Raw genomic sequence first — 16103 nt, forward strand, 5'->3', positions numbered from 1 at the left:
CTTCTCTAGCACAGGCCAAGGCCAGACATAGCATTGCCTGAGCCGTGTGGTTATCGCTCAATTACTGCTTAATTAAGGGTATCTCTCATGGGCAACTGCTCTTCAAGCGCTTCCCAACTGCTCTGTATATGCCGCCGCATCAGTAAGCCCGCCACCTCCACATCACCTTCCGAGATAGCTGAGGCTATGCGCTCGTGTTCATAAAGTGCGATTTTTCCGCGCCCTGTAACATGTCGATGCTTATTCCTTAACAGGGTTAGCTGTGGGCGAAGCTCGTGGGTTAAATAACGCTGAATGAGTGGGTTACCGGACATTCGTGCGGTAATTAAATGAAAATCACACTCCTCAGACTCCTGAAGATAGGCTCCCTCAGGATGAGATGTCACTTGGCTGGCATGTAACTGCAGTAACGTAAGGTATTCATCGGCAGTGGATGCATTAGCACGACTGGCCGCCAACATGGCGGCTTCAGCTTCAAGAGCAGCTCTGACCTGGTAGATCGCCCGGGCATCTTCGTACCGCATTTCACGCACGTGCGCCCCACTGTTCGGCACGATAGTAACGAGCCCACACTCGCTAAGGCTTTTGAGCGCCATACGCACCGGGCCTCGGCTAACACAAAAGCGCTCAGCCAACGCAACTTCCCCAAGACGAGTACCAGCCTGCAACTGCCCTTTAAGTATCTCATCGTATAAGCCACTAGCCACTCGCTCAGCTGCCAAACCATGCGTTTCTTCTTTTATTGTAGACAAAGTAATTCTCCTCCGAATGCAACACACTTTATATAACTTTCAATAATTTCCAAAAAATATTTGAAAATTTAGACCTTTTGCTTACATATCCGAGGATTGACAGAAACTACTATATGTACTTCTATATCCATGACCAAATTATTGTCTTACAATTATCTAAATAAAAGCGGAGTGGCCACCATGATCGATAAAAAGAATGTCATCGCTACAGCTATGCTGGGTTTCTCCCTGGCGGCTGCCATTACCCCCCTCACAGCCGCAGCCCAGGAAAGCTGGCCAACACAGAAAATCACTTTCGTTGTTGCGCTTGGCCCTGGCGGGTCCGCTGATCGCACCGCTCGCGCGCTGGCTCAACGGCTCCAGGAAGATCTGGGCGCGCCGATTTCGGTCATTAATCAGAATGGCGGCGGTGGTCACGTAGGCCATACTTACTTCCACAACATGCCTGCTGATGGCAGCTATTTCCTTGCCTCTTCCATCCACCCTTACGTCTCTAATGCGATTCTTGGCTTTGATGCCACTTATGATTTGTCAGACTTCGCATTCATTAACGGACAGTGGAATGATTACGATCTTTTCGCCGTTAATGCTGATACACCTTATGAAACGCTGGCGGACTTCATGGCGGCAGCCAAGGAAAATCCAGGAACACTTAGAGTTTCTGTCGTACCTGGCTCTACCGGCGCTATCAACCTTGAACTGGCTCTTGAGGCCTTTGGGCTCGATAAAACAGACGTCAACATTGTCACCTATCAGTCTGGTGGCGCTGCGCGCACGGCGGTCGCTGGCGGGCAGGTAGACATGACCGTATTAGCTGCAGACGGCACGCTATCAATCCAGGAATATATACGTCCTCTTGCCCTCGCGGCTGATACCGCATCGGATGACTGGGACGCGCCAACGCTTAATGCAGCGCTTGAAGAGAGCGGTCACGAGCCGGTTCCGGTGCTTGCAGGATCAATGCGAGGCCTTGCCGCGCATGCTGCCTTTAAAGAGAGTAACCCCGAAGCATTCCAACAAATGGTCGATGCCTATCACAATGCGCTGCAAGATGAGGCGTTCGTTAGCCGGCTAGAAGCCCAGGATATTGGTGCAGAGTGGCTGGGGCCTGAACGTACGACAGAGATCATTGAGTCCAACTTTGAAATTTTGAAGCAATACACATCAGAAGAATAAATGATTTCAATGCGGGCACATGTGCGCTAATGCTTTTCGCTTAATCGTCACGGGACCAACTTACGCTTGGTCCCATTATTATTTCAATGTGGAGGCGCTATAGAATGGTGACAGGAAAGATTTCTGCAACGCATGCCTTTTTGTTAGGCCTTGTACTGGCTATAGCGGGCTTTATTACCTGGAGCGCTACTCAGGCCTCCACAACGCTGAACAACCTGGTGGTAGTAGCTCCCACCGCGATAATCATTGGCCTTCTGTCCATTGGGATTGTCGCTAAAACCTTGTTGAAGCCAGCGACAGAGCCTTCATCCAGCAGTACGGACAAATCATCTATATGGAGCGACATACTGCTTCTTGCAGGATTTTCCGCCTTCTGCTTTGCATTAACCAATGTCGGCTTCGACGTTGCTACTTTCGTTTTCGTCTGGGTCGGTGTTCTTATGTGTGGGAGTAAAGGAAAATGGCAACCGCCTTTGTACGCACTTGTGTTTACTGTTTTTCTTGTCAAGGGTTTTGGCTCTCTCTTCCCTTATCCAATGACCACACTAGTGCTTTAACATGATTGATCAATTCGCATTATCTCAGGCGTTTACTCTTCTTTTTACTGATCTAAGCCCTTGGCTTTGGGTTATCCCCGGCTTATTAATCGGCCTAATTTTCGGTTCGATTCCCGGGCTACAAATTTCAATGGCCATGGCCGTTTTCTTGCCCGTGACCTTTGGCATGGATTTTCTTCAAGCCATGCTGTTTTTAACCGCCATATTTACTGGCGGCGCCTACGGTGGCGGGGTAACCGCTATTCTTATGAACATCCCTGGATCATCCTCGTCAATTGCGACGGCATTTGACGGATACCCTATGGCGCGAAAGGGACAACACAATGAAGCCTTGGGCCTGGGCCTGTGCGCTTCAGTTGTGGGCGCTTTCGTGGGTTACAGCCTCCTCATGTTGTTAATCAATCCACTGGCTGCTTTTGTACTTAAAATAGGCCCGTTGGAAATGGTCGTGGTGGTGCTGTGGGGGTTAACCCTCATCGCGACACTCAATGACAGCAGTATGGCCAAGGGTCTGATGGCTGGCTTTCTGGGGCTTATGCTCAGTCAAATTGGCATGTCCACGACGGGCATTATGCGCACGACAATAGGCAACCCCTATCTTCTTGATGGCATCCCAGTAGTACCCGCCATGATCGGTATATTCGCCGCTTCTGAGTTGTTACGCCTGAGAGGAAGCTCGTTTCTGGTACAAAATGAAGCCCAGCGTAATATTTCGTTTGCTCTCATTCTTAAAGGCGTTGGGCAGACGTTTCGTCATCCCGGCACCTTACTACGCGGCAGCCTTATTGGTGCTGTGATCGGTGCCATTCCTGGCGTGGGTTCATCGGTAGCTAACCTTGTCTCTTATGGCGAGGCCAAGCGAACGTCCAAGACGCCTGAAGCGTTCGGCAAGGGGGCACCCGAGGGTGTTGTGGCGGCTGAATCTGCAAACTCCAGCTCGGAGGGCGGCTCAATGACAGCGCTATTAGCGCTTGGCATTCCTGGTGGGGCTGCAACTGCTGTACTCCTGGCCGCGTTCTCTTTTCACAATATTATTGGTGGGCCATCGTTCATAAGAGACCAGACCGATATCGTGTATTCGATTATTCTCGGCAATCTGGGTCAAGTGGTGCTTCTAGCGTTTTTGGGATTACTTAGCCTTCGCTTACTGGGCATGGTAGTGCGCGTTCCGCTGGCTTATCTAGTACCCAGTGTATTAGCAATGTGTGCCTGGGGCGGCTATGGCATAACCGGCACTATCGCTGGGCCGCTAACCGTTGCCGCATTTGCAGGGCTCGGCTGGCTCATGCGACAAAACAACTATCCCGTCGCAGCAACGGTCATCGGTTTACTGCTTGGCCGCATGATGGAAGGAGAAGTCGTGCGCACCTTACAAGTGTCCGGTGGCCGACCTTTTGAATATATGATGGAGCGACCCATTGCTCTGGCTCTTTTCATCATAATGCTGCTTGTTTTAATTGGTGCCCCAGCATTGAAAGCCTTCCGCTCTCGCCGCGCTAGCCATGAACCTAATTAAACAAATGCCTCCTCAACTTCGAGGAGGCATTACCTTTGGCATCGGCGCCTTAGGCGGGCTCGCTTTTTTTGCACTCTCCCTACCGTTGCCATGGGTACTGGGCAGCCTAACGGCATCACTCCTGTGTACTCAGACGACGTCTTTTCAGCCTCGTTTTCCTGGGCCATGGCGCAGTTACGCTATGGTCGCTATCGGCACGATGCTAGGCACCAGTTTTACCCCAGAAGTCGTACGCCAAGCCGGGGACTGGACCATAAGTCTGATTGTCATGAGTGTGTTATCGCTGGCATTTTGTGTCATTGCCTATCAAATATTCTATCGCTTCGGGAAAATGGATAGAGTAACTGCTTTGTTCGCCGCCATACCCGGAGGACTCTCAGTCGTTTCAGTTTTGGCAGAAAATTACCGAGCCGAAGTCAGCCGCGTTGCCCTTTGTCATACCGCGCGCCTAGTGGTATTGCTAATTGCAGCGCCCATCATCATCCAGGCGACGTCCGGCATTAACCTCGCTGACGCTAGTCTTGCAAGCTTCACTCACGCGGAAGCAATCGATCCTATTAACCATGGAATCCTGGCCTTGGTGGCGATAGCCAGCGGCTGGCTAGCCTGGCGATTGAACTTTCCCTCAGCGATGCTATTGATTCCATTGCTCAGCTCGGGATTACTACACGCGACTGATCTTTTAACGGTGCATGTCCCCCCTCTGCTTTCCTGCGCGGCACAGATTGTCATTGGCGCAGGAGTAGGGGCGCGATTCGCGAATTACTCCCTCCCACAAATTTTAAAAGATGGCTGGCTCGCGGCGGTGATTGGTGTACTCCTTACCTTTGGCTCCTTCGTTGCAGCCCTGTTGTTTGCGCCCATTATAGGGTTGGACAACACACCTTTGTTCTTATCCTACTTGCCTGGAGGGGCGCCGGAACTTGGCGTCGTAGCACTTGCGTTGTCCATAGATCCCGCCATGGTGGCGGCGCATCATGTACTGCGTGTTTTCTTGATCGTAGCAATGCTCCCCCTCATCGCTAGTTGGCTAGGAAAACAAATGCAGCAAGGCTAGCGATATAAAGTGCTAATAGACTCCTTTAGAGCAGCGCTTGACCCTATATTTTTCCTCTTGCCCCAGCCTTCTCTTCAGATTCACATGATTAGCATCGTTCCGGCTTGAATATAGCGGTGACTGCCTGCATATCATAAGCAATTATTTTTCTGCGAAGCTGAGCTTACCCATGTCAATCATTGATCCTCGCACCGGCAAACCGCTGACAGCGGATACCGCAAGCACGAATACTGCTGATACCGAACGCGCGCCAGTGCGCCCCGAAGATGTGATTATCGAACTCGATGCGAGCAACATTCAGCAAGTGCTGGAAGCGTCAATGCAGGTGCCGGTACTGCTGGGCTGCTACTCGCCAGCCGATAGCAGCTGCACCACATTGCTGACTGTACTGGAGAAGCTGGCGCTCGAATACGCGGGCACCTTCCTGCTTGGCAAGCTAAATACAGACGCTAATCCGGAAATTTCTGCTCAGTTGGGTGTGCAGGCGGTACCGGACGTTAAGCTGGTGAGCCAAGGCGGCCTTGTGGATAATTTTCAGGGCGCACTGCCCGAGAAAGAGGTGCGTGAATGGTTAGGGCGCTACTTCCCTGCCTCGGCCGACGCACCAGAAAGCCCTGAAGAGCAGGCCGAGGCGGCGCTTGAGCAAGGCGACACCGCAACAGCCCACGGCATTTACCAAGACCTGGTGACGCAATACCCGGAGCACTACGCCTACCAAGTGGCGTTTGCCCGCATATTAGTGGCTGAAGGGCGCGGAGATGAGGCGCGCAGCGTGCTGGAAAACCTCCCCCCCGAAGAGCGCGATGGCCCAGCAGCACGCGGCGTACGCGCCAGCATTGCGTTCAGTGAACAAGCGCTTTCAGCAGAAGACATTGCGGCCTTGGGTGAGCGCGACGATAGCGAAGCGCAATTCCAGCGCGCCCTGCGCCAAGTGGCCGATGGTCAATACGATGCAGGGCTTGAAGCGCTGCTTACGCTAATGAAGCGTGACCGTACCTACAACGATGATGCGGCGCGTAAAACGCTGTTGCAGGTGTTTGATGCACTAGGCGCCGACCACCCGCTGACGGTCGCCTATCGCCGCAAGCTGTTTGCGCTGCTTTATTAATGGCTAAGGCTTCAATAGCGCATCCATCCGCGTTAATGCTGCTTCCAATTGAGCGCCCGTAGTACCAAAATTTAGCCGCATAAAGCCGGGGTAGCCAAACGCTGCCCCGTCTGAAAGCGCCACACCGGCCTGCTCCTTGAGCGTTTGGTAAGGCGTTTCTCCCAGACCTGCTTCCCTCATATCAAGCCAAGCCAAATATGTTGCCTCCGGTGCGCTTAGATGCACACCCGGCCAGTTGGCAACGCGTGCTTCAAGCGTGGCGCGGTGCTGACGCAGCACATCCAGCAGCGCTTGACGCCACGGCTCACCCTCTCGATACGCCGCTTCTGCCGCCACTAACCCCAGCACGTTTACATCGGGCAACAGGCCCTTGCAGGCAGCGGCAAACCGCTGGTGCACTTCGGGGTCAGGGATGATCGCACATGCGCTGCTTAACCCCGCCAGATTAAAGGTTTTAGAGGGCGCCCATAGAGTAATCGTGCGTTTGGCTAGCTCAGGAAACATGGCCGCTAACGGACGATGTTGAGCATCTTTATTCAGCAGTAGGTCGCAGTGTAGCTCGTCAGAGACAACCCATAGATCGTGCTGTTCAACCAGCTTCACCAACGGCGCCAGCTCTTCACGGCTCCAAACCCGCCCGGTCGGATTATGCGGATGGCACCAGAGTAATATGCGTGTTTTGGGTGTGATGGAGGCTTCAATCGCACTAATATCCAACTGCCATGGCTCGCCTGGGCTTTTAGGCGCGGCCAGCATGGCCTGCTGGGGCAAACGCCCGGTACGCTCAGCGATGTCTAAAAACGGTGGATAAATAGGCGTTACCGTTAGCACGCCATCGCCTGGCTGGGTTAACGCCAGCGTGGCGAAGTGGAGCGCGGCCACGACACCCGGCAGCCAGTGCTGCCAGTCGGGCTGGATCGTCCAGTCATAGTGCGTAGCACTCCATGTGCAGAGCGTTTCTGTTAACGTAGCAGGCACTTCTCCGTAGCCGTAAACACCATGAGCGACCCGTGCTTGTAGCGCCTCAATAACCGCGGGCGGCGAATAAAAATCCATGTCGGCAACCCATAGAGGCAGTACTTCACCGTTATAGCGATGCCATTTTTGGGATGAGTAGCCACCTTCGGGGTGGCGTCGCTCGATAGGCGTGGCAAAATCAAAAGCCATAACAGATCTCACTTATTGACGAAGGTTGGTAACGAGCATGCCGCAAGATGATTTTTATACCAAGGTGCGCGCAGGGTTGTCAGCGCTATTGCGGCAATGGCAAGCGCTTGGTCAGGCCGATGCTGACCAGTTAGCGCTCATACTGGCGGAAACCGCACGGGTTGCCAAACTGGGCACGCCGGACACGACACCCGATGGGGCAATGCTTAAACACTGGAGCCAAACACTTGAGGATGACATTCCGCTATGGGCACCCCGCACAGCGGTTTTTCTGCTCAATCAAATGCCTGCCAAGCCAACACCTCAAAGTGAGGCAGAAGCCTGTGCCTGGGCTTACTGCTGGCTGCGCAACCGCACGTTTAACACTGTAGAGGCCGCGCATTCTGCGCTTCCAGCCCACCTTCAAGCACCACTAAAAAGTGCTTTGGAGGCTGCCTGGCGCGATCAGCAGGGGCTACGTCTGATATAAAAAAGCGTTAACGCTTTCGATAGCGCGGCTTGTTGTGCAGCGCGCGGATATACTGGCTGACAAACGAAGAAAAATGTTTAATCAATTATAAGGATAGTCATTGATGCTGGACGTTCCGATTAGCTGGCAATTGGCCAAAGTAGCGGTGTCAGTCGCGATGGTGCTGGGGCTGGGGGCGATTGCTGTACGTGTGAGCCCCAAAGTGGCAGGGCTTTTATCAGGCTACCCTTTGGGCACCGCGCTGGCACTGTTCTTTATTGGCCTGGAGATATCCCCAACGTTTTCCGCTGAAAGTGCCATTCATACACTAGCGGGCTTTACCGCGACCATGGCACTTGGCGCGGGTTACTGGCTTTGCGGCCGTAAGCCCGGCTTGAAGGGTGTCGCCAGCGGGATGGCAGGCGCGATCACCCTGTGGCTTATGGCAAGCCTAGTGCTTGCCCAGTTCGATTTTACTCGCTTGACGGGTACGCTGGTGACGCTTTGCGCTATCGTATTTTTTACGTGGATTTTCCGGCGAATACCCGACAGCCTCGCCACTGCACGTCAGTCTTTCTCGTGGGGCGCTTTATGTATTCGCGCCTTGCTGGCGACGCTGATTGTCTTTGCCATCACAAGCCTTGCCCATTGGGTACCGCCTGCCTGGGCAGGCACGTTGGCGGCTTTCCCCGTCACCATGCTGCCTTTCCTGCTAATTTTGCATATAACCCAAGGCCCCGCGCCTACCGCGACCGTTATCAAACACTACCCCGTGGGGCTGGGCTCGCTGTTAAGTTACGCCCTGTGTGTCTCTTATACGTATGAAACGTTGGGGCTTGCCTGGGGCACGCTGGCCGGTTTTTTGGTAGCAACGCTATGGCTGCTGGGCTGGCTACAGGTCCAACGCTGGTTTGCCAAGCGACGCGAAGGCAACAGGCAGGCTGCTTGACCTAGCGCTTGCCTGAATTTACAACCCCTGCCAACGATAAGGCGATCACCATGTTTACCCGTACGATTGAGCCGGCGTTTTACGATACGGATGCGCTGGGCCATATTAACAATACGCGCCTACCCGCCTGGTTTGAGCTGGCCCGCAACGACCTCTTCAAGCTTTTTACGCCTGACCTGGACCCGAAGCAGTGGCGTTTGATAATGGCGCGGATGGAAATCGACTACCGTGCAGAACTGTTTTACGGCCATGACGTCGAATTACGCACCTACTTAACGCGGCTGGGCAATAGCTCATTTACCGTCACTCAGGAGGCACGTCAACATGGCACGCTCACCAATCTCGGCCACACGGTGATGGTACAGTACGATCACCAGGCCAAATGCGCCGTACCTATTGAGGGCGCGCTGCGCGACGCCTTGTCGACTCACTTACAAGATGCGCCCGCCTGACGCACCAACCCGCCGGACGAGGCGACCAGGAGCACAGCATGGCCATTCGCTATAATCTCTGGCTGGACCCTGACAATACTGCGCAGCATCGCGCTGTCGAAGCGGATATTGAGCGCTATTTTATTGAGCGCTTTGCAGACTATCCGCATATCCGCTTGTTTGGGGCTGACCCTTACGATTATGATGCCCCGTTTAACCGCCTTTATGACGTACTAATGGCGCGGGCCGCCGAGTATTGCGAGCGGACATGGTGCTATGTAGCGTCTCCTGGGCAGTTGAATCGCTGCTTTTTTCGTGCTGTTGGCCGCTCCAATAAATTTGTTCAAGACGACCATTCGTGAGAGACCAACCTAATGGTGATCCGCACCAACCAGGCGCCCGATGAGCGTCAGCTGGCGATTATTACCCAGCAGTTAGGCCGCGCACCACGTGGCATCGAAGCCGTTGCTGCCACTGATAGCGAAGGCACACCGCTGGTGCTGCGTATGGCGCCGATTGTTGATAGCAAACCCTTTCCTACCCTGTACTGGCTCTGTTCTGATGTACTAAAGGTAGAAATTTCACGCATTGAAGCGGTGGGGGTTATCAAATCACTTGAGCAGCGCCTGCAAGAAGAGCCAGAATTTCTAGCGCATTATCAGCAAAGCCATCGTGATTATGTAAAAGCCCGCTGGGATTATATGAGCGACGCCCAGCGCGCAGAGGTTGCACGGCTGGGCTATACCGGTGTGTTGACCGAGCGTGGCATTGGCGGTATCAGCAACTGGCAACAGATACGCTGCCTGCACACTCAGTATGCCCATCATCTATGTGGCGATAATGTGATTGGTCAGTGGATGGATGAGCACCACCAGGTAGACCAGCACCTTCCATAACACCGCTTTTCTCATAAGCGTTAAGGAACCCAATTAATGTCCCGAATTTGCGTTTATCTCGGCTCACGAGAAGGTAACAGCCCGGCTTATCGCCAAGCAGCCCAGGCATTAGGTACTGTGCTGGCAGAGCGAGGGCACACCCTGGTATACGGCGGCGCGCGTATTGGCCTAATGGGCGAGCTTGCTAATGCGTCGCTGGCGGCAGGCGGCAACGTGATAGGCGTTATGCCGGACCATCTGGTAGAGCGCGAGCAAGCGCACTTTGGACTCACCGAACTGATCCGCGTGCCCAACATGCATGAACGCAAAGCCACCATGGCCGCTAACGCCGACGCGTTTATTGCCATGCCAGGCGGTATCGGTACCTTTGAGGAGCTGTTTGAGATTTGGACCTGGGGCTATTTAGGCCTGCATGAGAAGCCCATGGGCCTACTGGATACCGAGGGGTTTTATACGCCACTATTGGCATTTCTCGACAACACCGTGACGCAGGGTTTTCTAGCTCAAACGACACGGGATATGCTGCTGGACGCGGCAACACCAGAGGCGCTACTTGACGCGCTGGAGAGCCAGTTTAGGTAGAGGTGAGCGAGGCGGGCATGGCAAGCGTGCTACGCGCCGCGGATAAAGTTGCGGGTGCGCTGATAGGTGAGCTGGAGCAGACGGGCATCTTCTCCCGCCCGGTGACGATGGATATCGACCTCGGTAATCATGGCCTCTTTGGTACCGCTCCATATCGCTTGCTGCTCTTCGCTCAACAAAATGCGCAGCGCCTCCAAGCGGAAGCGAGGCAGCATGCCTGCATGGTGGAACAACAGCGAAAGCCAGGTATTATCGTAGCCCCAGCTGTCGCTGTACGCTTTGCCTAACCCGCTTAACTCATCGTTGAGCCACTGGGCCACCTGACGAACAGGGTGCCCTTCCTGGTACAAGCGATCACGCGAAATACCGTGCAAGAGCTCTGCTTTAGGGTCCCAGTGCGTCCACTCATCCAGTGGCTGAATAAGAAACGCGCAGCAGCTACCGTCAGCACGTGCAATGCCAACTTCTATGGGATAACTACCACGCCCAAATCCGGACGCTTCAATATCTAATACAGTGGGTAGCGTCTCGGACACTGACTTCCTCATTCAATCATTGGGCGCAATCATTACTCGTTAGCCCATTACGCGGCGGTCACATCGTTTAGCGGATGCCGTTCAGCCAACTGTTCCCAGTAGGCAGCTTGGCTCTCATCTATGCTTAAGCCTAGCTCACCCAAACGATAGGCGCTGACCAGCCGCTCAGCAGCCAAATAGTGACCGGACTGCGCCGCACGGGCATACCACGTTACCGCATAATCTTCACGGCGCGGATATTGCGCGCAGCCGTGCTCGTAGATCTGGGCCACCTGGTACTGTGACTTCACATCACCCGCTTGAGCGGCTTCCACCACATAGCGTGCCCCCCGCGCTTTGTCCTGCGGCGATAAGCTACGATGAAACAGCATATGCCCGTAAACGGACAGTGCATCAGGATGCCCCGCTTCAGCGCAGCGCTTGAACAAACGCATGGTAAGACGCTGTGTGCGCTCTGAACGCGGTAACAACCAACGGTTTTGAAACAGCCGTTCAGCTAAACGAAACTCTAGCCGAATAAACAAAGATGATGCCTGCGGCATGGCAAACCACCCTGCCAATTTGTTGAGATATTGAATTAGCGGTCACTACATCATTTGACTGCCAATCACACGAAAAACCGGGGTCAGCCGGCCAATGGGGTGGCAAGCATACGCCTGCCTTTGCGACGACTCAACCCCATTGATTTGCTGCTTTCAAATAGCCTCGCTAACATGCTTCTCACACACCGTCATTCATCACCTTTATAAACGCCTATTCGGCGATAATTTTCGCTTTAGCGAGGAGACAAAAATGCAAACGCGCCCACTTGGCAGAACGGGAATTGAGGTCAGTCGGCTCTGCCTTGGTACGATGACGTTTGGCGAGCAAAACAGTGAGGCAGAAGCTCACGAACAGCTGGATCGCGCCGTCGCTTTCGGTATCAATTTTATCGATACAGCTGAGATGTACCCCGTACCGCCCAAAGCCGAAACGCAAGGATTAACGGAAGCCTATGTTGGCAGCTGGCTGAAACAGCGTGGCGACCGCGATGACGTCATTATCGCCACCAAGGCAGTAGGCCCGGGGCCTGAGCATATCCGGGGCGGCCCACGTTTGACGCGTGATCACATTCACCAGGCCATCGACGCAAGCCTTAAGCGTTTACAAACGGACTATGTCGATCTTTATCAGCTGCATTGGCCAGACCGCAACACCAACTTTTTCGGCAAGCTGGGCTACGCGCATCAGGAGAATGAAGATGCCACGCCGCTTGAAGAGACGCTTTCTGCACTCAAGGAGCTGGTGGATGCTGGCAAAGTAAGATCGATCGGCCTCTCCAATGAAACCCCGTGGGGCGTCATGCGCTCGCTTCACTTAGCCGAAAAAATGGATCTACCGCGAGTGGCCTCCATACAAAATCCTTACAACCTGCTTAATCGCTCGTTTGAGGTGGGCTTGGCGGAGATTGCTCATCGCGAAGACGTAGGCTTGCTGGCTTATTCTCCCCTGGCCTTTGGCGTTCTTTCTGGCAAGTATCTTAATGGCGCATGGCCCGAAAAAGGCCGCCTGACGCTTTATGAGCGCTTTAAGCGCTACACCTCACCAGAGGCGGAGGCGGCGACAAAGGACTACGTTGAGCTGGCCCGCGAACATGACCTTGACCCCGCACAAATGGCACTGGCGTTTATTAATTCACGCAGCTTTCTTACCAGTAATATTATTGGTGCCACCACACTGGACCAGTTGGAAAGCAACCTGGCCAGTGAGAGCCTTAAGCTGGACGACGATGTGCTTAGCGCGATTGAGGATATTCATCGCCGGATGCCAAACCCCTGCCCCTAAGCATTGATACACACGCTATTAAAGCGATAGCCTCGGCCAACGCCGAGGCTTGGTATACTATCGGCCATGATTTTGTTCTTATCTGGTTTTGCATCGGCCGAAGGAGCTCACCTTGCTAAGCGTTATTTCGCCAGCGAAAACGCTGGATTTTGAAACGCCCTCCACCACTCACCAGGTGACACAGCCCGGCTTTCTAACGGAAAGCCAAGCGCTGATCGATATCCTGCGTGATTACTCACCTCAGCAGATCAGTGAGCTGATGGGCATCAGCGACAAGCTTGCTGGCCTTAATGCGGCACGCTTTGCTGAATGGGAGCCGCCGTTTTCACTAGAGAATGCCAAACCTGCCGCTCAAGCGTTCCAAGGCGATGTTTATACCGGCCTGGAAGCTCAAACGTTCAGCGATGCGGATAACCGGTTTGCCCAGCAGCACCTGCGTATTTTGTCAGGGCTGTATGGCTTACTGCGCCCGCTGGACCTGATTCAGGCTTATCGACTGGAGATGGGCACCAAACTGTCCAATCAGGCGGGTAAGGATTTATACGCGTACTGGAAGCCTACACTGACCAATGCCCTTGCTCAGGCTATTACAGAAAGCGGTTCAAAGGTTCTGGTGAACCTTGCTTCTAATGAGTACTTTAAAGCGGTAGATGCCAAAAAGCTTAACGCCCGCGTCATCACGCCGGTGTTTAAAGATGAGAAAAACGGCACGTTTAAAATCATCAGCTTTTATGCCAAAAAGGCCCGAGGCCTAATGAGTGCCTGGATTATTCATCAGCAGGTGAACAACCCTGAAGCGCTTACAGCATTTAATGTGGCAGGCTACCAATTTGATGCTGTGTCCTCTGAAGGCGATACGCTGGTGTTCACACGCAAAGAAGCAGACCGATAAACATTTCCCCCTTTGCTAAAAGAAAGTTACGCCGCGTGAGGAGCGCGGCTTAAGCAACCGGCGATGTACCTCTTTAAATAGCGCGGTATCACAGCGATCAAGCCACTCATAAGCCACCATATCCGCCGTCACAGCAATGGCGCCTTGCGCACAGGCACGTTCACGCGCAAAGCGAGCTTCCTCACAACGACGGCTAGCTGTCGCTTCACTTAGCCAATACACGCTATATCCAGCTTTCAGCAAGCCAAGCGCGCTCTGCAACACACAGATGTGTGCTTCTGTGCCACAGATCACGACTTGTTGCACCGATTGGGCCTTTAATGCCTGGGCAAATTCAGGCGCTTCCATTGCGCTGAAATGGTGTTTTTGCCAAACCTGATGCTCACCCAACTCGCTTATCAAACCAGCTGCCGTCCCCCCGAGTTTTTCAGGGTATTGTTCGGTAAGCCATACGGGGACTGCCAAGGCTTCTGCTACGTTTGCAAGCCAGGCGGCCTCCTCTATTACCTGCAAACCGCCTTCAATCACCGGCAGTAAGCCTGCTTGAAAATCTATCATTAACAATAGGCTACGATCTCGTTGTAGGCGCATGTTTCCCCTCTTATTCTTTATGCTTATGAGTGCCATTAAGATAGTCCATTCTAAGCGCCCAAGCGCTAAACTAGCCGCTCAATACTTTCCACACGCTCATTACGTTGAGCTTACGTTCTTAACGGCTTTGAAACATTGGAGATTGCCATGTTACGACAATTGTTTGTCATGCTGCTGGTCAGCGTTATGGGGTTTAGCGTTGCGGTGGAGCATGCGGAAGCGCGCCGTATGGGAGGTGGTGGCAGTATGGGCAGCATGTCCCGCTCTGCGGACCGCCCGGCCAGTACACCCAGTACACAACAAGCTCAAGGTGGCCAACAACAGGGCCAAGCAGGTGCTGCGGCAGCACGCCGAGGCGGAATGGGCGGCATGATGGGCGGCCTTCTGGCTGGTGGGTTGATTGCCGCACTCTTTTTCGGCGGTGCCTTTGATGAACTAAGAATGATGGACCTGCTCATGGTGGTCGGTATCGCAGTACTTGCGATGATCGCTTTCCGTGCGTTTATTCGCCAGCGACGCCCAGCGTATGCTTCCGAAACCAACTACCAACGCACGCAGCACGTGCCATCAGCGCCTGCTGCTGGCTCAGTAGGCGCTGTGCCTGGTAGCCTGCAAAGCACGCCTGCCTGGTTTGATAAAGAGCAGTTTTTAAACGGTGCTAAAGAGCATTTTATGACGCTGCAGCGTGCCTGGGACAATAACGACTTTAGCCAGATTCAGGAGTATGTCACTCCCGAACTCTATAACCTGCTACGCACCGAGCGCGCTCAGCACCGTGCCAATAACCGTACCGACATCGTACGTTTATTGGCCGAACTGGGGGATATTAACGAGTACGAAGGTAATGCTGAGGCAAGCGTGATCTTTCATGGCATTATAGAAGAGAATGGAGAGCAGACCGAGTTCAACGAGTCGTGGCACTTAACCCGAGCAATGCGTGACCAGGCACCCTGGTATGTGCAAGGTATTGAGCAAAACCCTGGCGCTTAAAACGCGGAGCTATCCCTTCAAACGGCCGCTAAAAGCGGCCGTTTTTCTTTCCGAGGGACAACCTAATCAACCGTTTAAATCAACACGTTGAATTAGTTCTCAGCAGCCTCTTCGATACTCTTACCCGCGCTTTCAATGCTTTCGCCGGCGCTTTCAATACTATTATCAATACTTTCACCCGCCTCTTCAGCAGGCCCCTGGTTATCACAGGCAGCCAAACCGCCTGCAAGCAGAGCCATCAACACCGCCGCTGATAACTTCTTAATCACTTGTCCGTTCATCCTGTTTCTCCTCCTGAGATAACGCGTGAAGTATTCTTCCATCAACGTGCCGTACCATTTTAAAGACAACAGCATGCTACCACCACCCATATCAGGTAGCGGCTGTGGTAGGAATGCGTCAATAGGAAGTTCCAGATGTAATCCCGTGGGCTTGAGCCCGAGGAATCCCTCATAATCCGCGTCTAATAGCATGAAGTATCCCGTTTTCGCAGGAGCAAGCTTCAGCCAGCGCCACCGCACTTCATATTCCACGCATAAAAAATCCCCCGAGGGCTGAGCCCCGGGGGATTTTGGTATAAGTGCCTGACGATGACCTACTCTCGCATGGGGAGACCCCACACTACCATCGG

General features: G+C 53.5%; 20 protein-coding genes. 14 read left to right on the forward strand and 6 right to left on the reverse strand.

Annotation, left to right across the window (positions count from 1 at the left end; genetic code table 11):
- Positions 1–68: 68 nt before the first annotated feature.
- Entirely contained in the window at positions 69–752 is a 684-nt protein-coding gene (locus tag CZ787_RS13665; RefSeq protein ID WP_087110137.1) for a GntR family transcriptional regulator, read from the reverse strand.
- A gap of 180 nt (positions 753–932) precedes the next feature.
- Here CZ787_RS13665 and CZ787_RS13670 point away from each other — a divergent pair, with 180 nt between their 5' ends.
- From CZ787_RS13670 to CZ787_RS13690, 5 genes are all read left to right on the forward strand, one after another.
- The gene (locus tag CZ787_RS13670; protein ID WP_087110177.1) at positions 933–1928 is read left to right on the forward strand and encodes a Bug family tripartite tricarboxylate transporter substrate binding protein; all 996 of its coding nucleotides are present in this window, start codon (positions 933–935) and stop codon (positions 1926–1928) included.
- 104 nt (positions 1929–2032) lie between these two features.
- Positions 2033–2485, forward strand: a complete 453-nt coding sequence (locus CZ787_RS13675; RefSeq protein WP_087110139.1) for a tripartite tricarboxylate transporter TctB family protein — start codon at positions 2033–2035, stop codon at positions 2483–2485.
- A gap of 1 nt (position 2486) precedes the next feature.
- Positions 2487–4001 carry a tripartite tricarboxylate transporter permease gene (locus tag CZ787_RS13680; protein ID WP_087110141.1) on the forward strand — a complete coding sequence of 505 codons (1515 nt, stop codon included), beginning with the start codon at positions 2487–2489 and terminating at the stop codon, positions 3999–4001.
- Entirely contained in the window at positions 3988–5058 is a 1071-nt protein-coding gene (locus tag CZ787_RS13685; protein ID WP_217883876.1) for an AbrB family transcriptional regulator, read from the forward strand. Before CZ787_RS13680 ends, CZ787_RS13685 begins: the two co-directional genes overlap by 14 nt.
- A 169-nt stretch (positions 5059–5227) precedes the next feature.
- Positions 5228–6166 (forward strand): co-chaperone YbbN, encoded by a 939-nt coding sequence (locus CZ787_RS13690; RefSeq protein WP_087110143.1) that lies wholly within the window; start codon positions 5228–5230, stop codon positions 6164–6166.
- A 3-nt stretch (positions 6167–6169) separates the two neighbouring features.
- Here CZ787_RS13690 and CZ787_RS13695 read toward each other — a convergent pair whose 3' ends face one another.
- Complete coding sequence (locus CZ787_RS13695; protein ID WP_087110145.1) at positions 6170–7333, reverse strand: MalY/PatB family protein; 1164 nt, start codon at positions 7331–7333, stop codon at positions 6170–6172.
- Between the two features lie 37 nt (positions 7334–7370).
- Between CZ787_RS13695 and CZ787_RS13700 the strand changes: the two genes are divergently transcribed.
- The 6 genes from CZ787_RS13700 (at position 7371) to CZ787_RS13725 (ending at position 10639) form a co-directional block, all read left to right on the forward strand.
- Complete coding sequence (locus tag CZ787_RS13700) at positions 7371–7802, forward strand: hypothetical protein (RefSeq protein ID WP_087110147.1); 432 nt, start codon at positions 7371–7373, stop codon at positions 7800–7802.
- Between the two features lie 103 nt (positions 7803–7905).
- The gene (locus tag CZ787_RS13705) at positions 7906–8730 is read left to right on the forward strand and encodes a hypothetical protein (RefSeq protein WP_087110149.1); all 825 of its coding nucleotides are present in this window, start codon (positions 7906–7908) and stop codon (positions 8728–8730) included.
- 50 nt (positions 8731–8780) lie between these two features.
- Positions 8781–9182, forward strand: a complete 402-nt coding sequence (locus CZ787_RS13710; RefSeq protein WP_087110152.1) for an acyl-CoA thioesterase — start codon at positions 8781–8783, stop codon at positions 9180–9182.
- 38 nt (positions 9183–9220) lie between these two features.
- A complete protein-coding gene (locus CZ787_RS13715) occupies positions 9221–9523 on the forward strand; it encodes a hypothetical protein (RefSeq protein ID WP_087110154.1) in 303 nt (100 codons plus the stop codon).
- Between the two features lie 12 nt (positions 9524–9535).
- Positions 9536–10057 carry a DUF501 domain-containing protein gene (locus tag CZ787_RS13720; RefSeq protein ID WP_087110156.1) on the forward strand — a complete coding sequence of 174 codons (522 nt, stop codon included), beginning with the start codon at positions 9536–9538 and terminating at the stop codon, positions 10055–10057.
- 36 nt (positions 10058–10093) lie between these two features.
- On the forward strand, positions 10094–10639 hold the full coding sequence (locus tag CZ787_RS13725) for a TIGR00730 family Rossman fold protein (protein WP_087110158.1): 546 nt from the start codon (positions 10094–10096) through the stop codon (positions 10637–10639).
- A 29-nt stretch (positions 10640–10668) separates the two neighbouring features.
- Here CZ787_RS13725 and CZ787_RS13730 read toward each other — a convergent pair whose 3' ends face one another.
- Positions 10669–11175 (reverse strand): hypothetical protein, encoded by a 507-nt coding sequence (locus CZ787_RS13730; RefSeq protein ID WP_087110160.1) that lies wholly within the window; start codon positions 11173–11175, stop codon positions 10669–10671.
- A 47-nt stretch (positions 11176–11222) separates the two neighbouring features.
- Positions 11223–11717 carry a tetratricopeptide repeat protein gene (locus tag CZ787_RS13735; RefSeq protein ID WP_087110162.1) on the reverse strand — a complete coding sequence of 165 codons (495 nt, stop codon included), beginning with the start codon at positions 11715–11717 and terminating at the stop codon, positions 11223–11225.
- Between the two features lie 250 nt (positions 11718–11967).
- Between CZ787_RS13735 and CZ787_RS13740 the strand changes: the two genes are divergently transcribed.
- On the forward strand, positions 11968–12999 hold the full coding sequence (locus CZ787_RS13740) for an NADP(H)-dependent aldo-keto reductase (RefSeq protein WP_087110164.1): 1032 nt from the start codon (positions 11968–11970) through the stop codon (positions 12997–12999).
- 112 nt (positions 13000–13111) lie between these two features.
- Complete coding sequence (gene yaaA / locus CZ787_RS13745) at positions 13112–13891, forward strand: peroxide stress protein YaaA (RefSeq protein WP_087110166.1); 780 nt, start codon at positions 13112–13114, stop codon at positions 13889–13891.
- 15 nt (positions 13892–13906) lie between these two features.
- Here the strand turns inward: yaaA and CZ787_RS13750 are convergent, their stop codons facing one another.
- Positions 13907–14482, reverse strand: coding sequence for an isochorismatase family protein (locus CZ787_RS13750; protein ID WP_087110167.1), 576 nt, complete (start codon positions 14480–14482; stop codon positions 13907–13909).
- A gap of 147 nt (positions 14483–14629) precedes the next feature.
- On the opposite strand from CZ787_RS13750, the gene CZ787_RS13755 reads away from it, so the two are divergent.
- Positions 14630–15472 (forward strand): Tim44 domain-containing protein, encoded by an 843-nt coding sequence (locus CZ787_RS13755; protein WP_087110169.1) that lies wholly within the window; start codon positions 14630–14632, stop codon positions 15470–15472.
- Between the two features lie 92 nt (positions 15473–15564).
- Here CZ787_RS13755 and CZ787_RS19240 read toward each other — a convergent pair.
- Positions 15565–16103 (reverse strand): hypothetical protein (locus CZ787_RS19240; RefSeq protein ID WP_328514787.1); only part of this gene is annotated, 539 nt, incomplete at its 5' end.

The sequence above is a fragment of the Halomonas citrativorans genome, assembly GCF_900163645.1.
In the GTDB taxonomy this organism is placed as follows: Bacteria; Pseudomonadota; Gammaproteobacteria; order Pseudomonadales; family Halomonadaceae; genus Vreelandella; species Vreelandella citrativorans.

Excerpts from the sequence above, each read along its gene's own strand:
- CZ787_RS13670 (WP_087110177.1), top strand. The coding sequence starts at position 933 with ATGATCGATAAAAAGAATGTCATCGCTACAGCTATGCTGGGTTTCTCC.
- CZ787_RS13675 (WP_087110139.1), top strand. The coding sequence starts at position 2,033 with ATGGTGACAGGAAAGATTTCTGCAACGCATGCCTTTTTGTTAGGCCTT.
- CZ787_RS13680 (WP_087110141.1), top strand. The coding sequence starts at position 2,487 with ATGATTGATCAATTCGCATTATCTCAGGCGTTTACTCTTCTTTTTACT.
- CZ787_RS13685 (WP_217883876.1), top strand. The coding sequence starts at position 3,988 with ATGAACCTAATTAAACAAATGCCTCCTCAACTTCGAGGAGGCATTACC.
- CZ787_RS13690 (WP_087110143.1), top strand. The coding sequence starts at position 5,228 with ATGTCAATCATTGATCCTCGCACCGGCAAACCGCTGACAGCGGATACC.
- CZ787_RS13695 (WP_087110145.1), bottom strand. The coding sequence starts at position 7,333 with ATGGCTTTTGATTTTGCCACGCCTATCGAGCGACGCCACCCCGAAGGT.
- CZ787_RS13700 (WP_087110147.1), top strand. The coding sequence starts at position 7,371 with ATGCCGCAAGATGATTTTTATACCAAGGTGCGCGCAGGGTTGTCAGCG.
- CZ787_RS13705 (WP_087110149.1), top strand. The coding sequence starts at position 7,906 with ATGCTGGACGTTCCGATTAGCTGGCAATTGGCCAAAGTAGCGGTGTCA.
- CZ787_RS13710 (WP_087110152.1), top strand. The coding sequence starts at position 8,781 with ATGTTTACCCGTACGATTGAGCCGGCGTTTTACGATACGGATGCGCTG.
- CZ787_RS13715 (WP_087110154.1), top strand. The coding sequence starts at position 9,221 with ATGGCCATTCGCTATAATCTCTGGCTGGACCCTGACAATACTGCGCAG.
- CZ787_RS13720 (WP_087110156.1), top strand. The coding sequence starts at position 9,536 with ATGGTGATCCGCACCAACCAGGCGCCCGATGAGCGTCAGCTGGCGATT.
- CZ787_RS13725 (WP_087110158.1), top strand. The coding sequence starts at position 10,094 with ATGTCCCGAATTTGCGTTTATCTCGGCTCACGAGAAGGTAACAGCCCG.
- CZ787_RS13735 (WP_087110162.1), bottom strand. The coding sequence starts at position 11,717 with ATGCCGCAGGCATCATCTTTGTTTATTCGGCTAGAGTTTCGTTTAGCT.
- CZ787_RS13740 (WP_087110164.1), top strand. The coding sequence starts at position 11,968 with ATGCAAACGCGCCCACTTGGCAGAACGGGAATTGAGGTCAGTCGGCTC.
- CZ787_RS13750 (WP_087110167.1), bottom strand. The coding sequence starts at position 14,482 with ATGCGCCTACAACGAGATCGTAGCCTATTGTTAATGATAGATTTTCAA.
- CZ787_RS13755 (WP_087110169.1), top strand. The coding sequence starts at position 14,630 with ATGTTACGACAATTGTTTGTCATGCTGCTGGTCAGCGTTATGGGGTTT.